At 34.9% G+C, this 5,133-nt stretch carries 6 protein-coding genes; 1 reads left to right on the forward strand and 5 read right to left on the reverse strand.

All coding sequences use genetic code 11. From position 1 onward, the window contains the following. Positions 1-158: 158 nt before the first annotated feature. The 3 genes from EXE09_RS18395 to mobQ form a co-directional block, all read right to left on the reverse strand. Entirely contained in the window at positions 159-446 is a 288-nt protein-coding gene (locus EXE09_RS18395; RefSeq protein WP_004728627.1) for a hypothetical protein, read from the reverse strand. Then, positions 443-1,393, reverse strand: coding sequence for a replication initiation protein (locus EXE09_RS18400; RefSeq protein WP_004728629.1), 951 nt, complete (start codon positions 1,391-1,393; stop codon positions 443-445). Before EXE09_RS18400 ends, EXE09_RS18395 begins: the two co-directional genes overlap by 4 nt. Before the next feature lie 682 nt (positions 1,394-2,075). Then, a complete protein-coding gene (gene mobQ / locus EXE09_RS18405; protein ID WP_018680086.1) occupies positions 2,076-3,728 on the reverse strand; it encodes a MobQ family relaxase in 1,653 nt (550 codons plus the stop codon). Between the two features lie 211 nt (positions 3,729-3,939). On the opposite strand from mobQ, the gene EXE09_RS18410 reads away from it, so the two are divergent. After that, a complete protein-coding gene (locus EXE09_RS18410; protein WP_018680087.1) occupies positions 3,940-4,242 on the forward strand; it encodes a hypothetical protein in 303 nt (100 codons plus the stop codon). Between the two features lie 60 nt (positions 4,243-4,302). On the opposite strand, the gene EXE09_RS18415 is transcribed toward EXE09_RS18410, so the two are convergent. Beyond that, the gene (locus EXE09_RS18415; protein WP_004787581.1) at positions 4,303-4,593 is read right to left on the reverse strand and encodes an addiction module antidote protein; all 291 of its coding nucleotides are present in this window, start codon (positions 4,591-4,593) and stop codon (positions 4,303-4,305) included. Between the two features lie 3 nt (positions 4,594-4,596). Further along, positions 4,597-4,893 (reverse strand): type II toxin-antitoxin system RelE/ParE family toxin, encoded by a 297-nt coding sequence (locus tag EXE09_RS18420; protein WP_004787583.1) that lies wholly within the window; start codon positions 4,891-4,893, stop codon positions 4,597-4,599. Positions 4,894-5,133 lie beyond the last annotated feature (240 nt).

Raw genomic sequence — 5,133 nt, forward strand, 5'->3', positions numbered from 1 at the left:
CTTATACGAAATACTGTTTTTTATTCGATATAAATCATAAACTTATACTAAGACGTTCCAGGGTTCAGCGCACTGGAACGGCTTTTTTGTGACTATTCACGTTCCACGCCTATTCTTTGATCAATGTTTCACGGTTTTAATTAAATAAACTGAATAATTCAATCTGCACGATTTAAGCGATTATCTTGAATAAGATCATCCAATTTATCTTCTAAATCTTCAATCTTATATTTGAGCGATAAAATAGAATTTTTTAAACGCTCATTTTCAGGAGCATCAGGATTTTTTAATTGATTAAAAATTTCTAATAATTCGTTGCGATTAGTGCTTAACCTTTCAATGTCACTTTCAATAGCCATTCTTGGTGTCCACAGAGCAAGTAAACTTTGCTCATAGTCTTTGAGTTCTTGATGGCTCATTGCATCTAATTCAGCTCTAGTTTTCATGGTTTAAAATCCGTCTTGCTATGAAGAGCTTTAAAAATCCGCTTTGCTGTTTCCTCTCTTACACTTTTCGGATCTCGTAAGATGCCACTAATCCAAAGGGCAAAACTAGGATAGTCCTGGAAGTTACTTAGGTCTGATAGCTCAGAAAGTTTAGATAAAATAGCACTGTACTTGTTAATTTGAGCATCAGACAGGTTGCAGAATATATCTATTGTTTTTGGATCTCGCTCAGGAGCTATTAATTTTGGCTTAGATTTTTCTTTCACAGTGAACTTAAAGCCGACAACAGAACGTCCTTTTTTAACTGGACTATAGTCAACTGTTACATCGGTAAATTCATTAATTTCATCTAATGAGCTCTTCAAAACTCTTCGTTTTAAGTTCCTCAAATCTCTATAAGATTCTGGTAAACCAAACTCTGTAAACATTTCATCTAGCGTTAATTCAAAGCCATTTTTTGCCTGATTTTTTTTCGCTAAATGGTAAAAGTCTATTGAGTAGTCTTTTTTTAATTTTAGAACTACATCTTTTTTATAACGAGTGTATGGATTGTATTTATCTAAAATTTTCAACATCACCAAAACAATAGATGTAAACCTTAAAGATATCCCTGCATCTTCATAAGTAGCATCAATTACCCAGTTAGAGTAGACCTTTTTCCCCCTATCATTAACGTATGAAAAGGACCGATCTACTAGTTTTTTTGACGCATTTTCAATTTGTTTATAAGCAGAATTGACTTTGATACCACAGTCATCAGCAAATTGTTGAGCAGATATTAAGATTTGATCTTGTTCACTTGCATCGATATTTCTAGCAATCGGAGAAGCCATAATTAAAATTCTTTTTTCATCTACAGACATGCTTTTAAAGCATTCAGTAACTTTGTTTTGAATAGCCATTGTTGTTACTGGATAAGATTTATCATAACTATTTTCTTTATTCATTCAGATATCAAACCTTATAAAAAATGAACATGATTTTTGTACCCTTATGAGAAAACAATGTACACCAATAAACATAAGGGTACAATAATTTATTTGTACCCTTTATCATGCTATTTGTACCCTTTAATCATGCTATTTGTACCCTTTTAAACGATAAAATCATGCTATTTGTACCCTTTATCATGCTATTTGTACCCTTTTAACGCTTGAAACTATTGCTGCATAAGGTTTTCAGAGGGTCTAAAAGCTTTTAAAAGCTTTTTAAAAGAATAAAAGGGAATTTATTTCCAAAGTGAGTTATTAAAACTGCCCTTGGTACTCGCTAAAGCTCGTACTCTATTGAAGCTCGTTTCACTCGCTTCGTGGGGGCAGTTTTTTGCATATATGATCAAGGATTCAAAAAGCAAAACATGAATAATGCATTCGCTATGCTCATGCTTTTTGACGAGCAAAAGCATCAATACTTCGCTCGTAGACACTCGCTAATCACTGTCCCCAGTAATTCAATAAAAAACGGTTTTTCAGAGGGGGAATAAGCAACCTTTCGTTGTGTCGCTCGTAGACACTCGCTAAAAGGCTCTCATTTGCGTTCTAAGCGATTTTATTTTTATCAACTATAGTTTTACTGTATTTCTATCAAAAGTCGCTAAAACCCCCGTTTTTTTGCGCTTAAATGGGATTGCTAAGGCGTGTAGTCATGGTTATTGTCATTTTCTGGCTTTTTAGGCTCATTTCTCTGCTGTTTTTCTTGTTCTTGGCGTCTTAAAAATGCCAAATGTTCTTGTTGCTCTCGTTCTTGTGCATAGCGTTGTTCTTGTTGCTCTCGTTCTTTACGTAACTGCTGTTCTCTAGATTCACGATCTTTTCGGTCGTTTTCGAGCTGTATTGCTATTTTTTGGGAAAACTCTTGCTGCGCTTCGGTCTCAATTTTTTTTGTAAAAGCCGCATGCAATTCTTGGATTTTTAGATCTTCCATTTCTTCTGCATATAGTCGCTTTTGTTTTTCACCATTTTGAGGACTAAAGTATTTATTTCCATAGTTATCTTCTTCAAATATATAACTATTTATGATCTCCAGTCTTTGATCGCGTACATACTCTTGATACTCAGTTTCTCTGCGTGATATTTCAGAAATTTGATGATCTATATTTGAAATTTGATCATTAAGTTTTCGTTGTTTAACAGTGATGTTCGGTTCGTCAAGTTTTGCAAAAGACTTTTTAGGCTGGAGCAGCTGATTTTCTTCTGTCCATTTATTTAAATGATCAGAATATCTCTCTTTTTTTTCTATTTCACTAAGACCAGAAATATGCTTTTGGATGTCTAGTTGGGTGTTGTGTTGGTCGATCAGGTCATTTATTTGATTGATCCATTTTGTTTTAAAAAATAAAGGCTCTTTTTTGCGTAGTTCTGATATTGCAGAACTCATCGTGTCTAATTTTGTTGTTAATTTTGATAATTCTTCATTTTGGAATTCATAAAGTTTCTGAGAAGTTTTTTCTGAATACTCAGCTTGAGAGTATTGAAACTGAAGCTCACTTCGTACTTTTTGAACAAGATCCTCAGATACTTTGATGTTTTCATCCAGTGCGATGACCTTTTTGATTTTTAAATTACGTAGCTTAATTTCATCATTTTTCAGACTAATTTCTGTAAATATCCCTCGTCTCCGGAGGTATGTCGCTTGAGGACCTTCGTGCTGAGTTGCTTCTAGGTCACTTTCCTGGTCTTCATAACTTCTGTGATCGACACGTTCATCAAATCCATTTTGTTCCAGGTGATGATTGCATAACTCTGCAAATGATTCTCTCCAGTGGCTTACAGTTTCTGTGCCATTGTCACGACTGAAGTCCCTATATTTTTTTGCTGAAAAGCCACCCTGCTCATTAATACTTCGGGTTGTGAACATGATGTGTGCATGGTAGTTGCGTTCATCACTTCCACTGTCTGTATGAGGTGCATGAATAGCAGCATCAACGATGACACCGTATTTTTTAACGAGGTTTCGGCAAAGTTCATTGAGCATATTTTCACGCTGTTCAGCGTTTAACTCACTGGGAAATGCAATCTCAAACTCTCTTGCAAGTAATGCATCTTTTCTACGTTCAACCTTTTCGACTTCATTCCAAAGTGTTTGGCGCTTGAGTAACTCAGTATTTGTATTTTCAGGTGCATAGATTTTTGTAAATTCGACACCAGTTTTTCTTGTGTAGTCTTGTTCTTTTCCATAAAAATCGCATACCAATTTTTCACTTGAACGATATGCAGCACAAGCAACGGCCGATCGTCCATTACCTCTACTAATCGTTTTAACTGAAAAATGATATATCGCCATTTTGCTTTTGCTCTTTATTTCGATTTATCGAAATTACCAACATGTATATGTTGGTCAGGGGATTACAAAGGGGATTTACCCCTTGTCGCACCATTGGATGAAATCCAATGGCTAAGTGCGCCCTTCGGGAAAACCACGATAGCATGGGCTGTCTTGAATTTCAATTCAAACAGACCTATGCTTGAGGGGGATTCCTTGAGATGGTGATGGTATGAGTGTTGAAACTTTAGAGCAAAAAATTGCAAAGCAAGAAGAACGATTAAGACAACTAAAAGCACAAAAACAAGCTATTGCTGCTCGTGAAAAAAAGAAAGTTTCTGATCAGCAACGTAAAGATGATACGAGACGTAAAATTCTACTGGGAGCTTGGGCTTTAAATAAATTAAAAAATGATGAATCGTTTAAACAGCAATTAGCCGATTTTGAGCAATTTTTAAATACGGAAAATAAGACCGAAGAAAATAAGCAGAAAGATAAAGATCTTTTTAATGGATTTATTTGGGATAAGACCTAAATTTCGCATAAGAGATTTTATGTTAAATAAGATGGAACTTAGACAAAATTTTATTAATAGTTATGCATTCTGCACAGTTAGTTTTAGACCTAAAGCATTTACTACACGATTAATCGTATCAAAACGAGGTGCTGAATCTTGACGGAGTGCTTTGTAAAGTGCTTCACGTCCAATTCCTGCTTCTTTAGCGATTTGAGTCATACCACGAGCTTTAGCAATTACACCAAGTGCATGAGCTAGTTCAGCAGGGTCATTCTCTTCAAGAACCATATTAAGATACATTACAATATCTTCTTCACTCTTAAGTGCTTCTGCCATGTCAAAGCTAGGTAGATCAGCTATTTTAACCATTTTTCAATCCTCTAAAGATTTTGATAAATCAACAGCTCGTTCTATATCCTTTTGCTGTGTAGATTTATCACCACCTCCAAGCATCACAATGATTACATCACCATGTTTGATGTAATACATGCGCCAACCTGGTCCGAAGAACTCTCGCATTTCCCAAACACCTTCTTGAAGATGCTTTACATCGCCCCAATTACCACGCTGAACCTTATCTAATCTTCGATTCAGTTTAAGACGGGTCATACTGTCTTTAATGCTATCTAGCCATTCATCAAATTCAGGGAGACGTTTAATCTCGGTCATGAAAGTTCCTCTTTATTGTATTCGATCGAATACACAACATTATAATGAATATATTTTATGAGTAAATGAAATAATAAGAATATATTTTATCAATTGATTATTTAATAACCTATGTTCTTGGCAAAAGGTATCAAACCTGCTCATAAAAAAGCCGACTTGTTTCTAAGTCGGCTTTTTACTGTTTTTGAAGTCAGTCAAAATTTTATAACTATATGAAAAACAATAATATTTTAAATTGCG

This window comes from Acinetobacter sp. WCHAc060025, assembly GCF_004209355.1.
Lineage (GTDB): Bacteria > Pseudomonadota > Gammaproteobacteria > Pseudomonadales > Moraxellaceae > Acinetobacter > Acinetobacter wuhouensis.

What these genes read in the sequence shown, in the direction of transcription:
- EXE09_RS18395 (WP_004728627.1), bottom strand. Translation starts at nt 446, where the DNA reads ATGAAAACTAGAGCTGAATTAGATGCAATGAGCCATCAAGAACTCAAA.
- mobQ (WP_018680086.1), bottom strand. Translation starts at nt 3,728, where the DNA reads ATGGCGATATATCATTTTTCAGTTAAAACGATTAGTAGAGGTAATGGA.
- EXE09_RS18410 (WP_018680087.1), top strand. Translation starts at nt 3,940, where the DNA reads ATGAGTGTTGAAACTTTAGAGCAAAAAATTGCAAAGCAAGAAGAACGA.
- EXE09_RS18415 (WP_004787581.1), bottom strand. Translation starts at nt 4,593, where the DNA reads ATGGTTAAAATAGCTGATCTACCTAGCTTTGACATGGCAGAAGCACTT.
- EXE09_RS18420 (WP_004787583.1), bottom strand. Translation starts at nt 4,893, where the DNA reads ATGACCGAGATTAAACGTCTCCCTGAATTTGATGAATGGCTAGATAGC.
- EXE09_RS18400 (WP_004728629.1), bottom strand. Translation starts at nt 1,393, where the DNA reads ATGAATAAAGAAAATAGTTATGATAAATCTTATCCAGTAACAACAATG.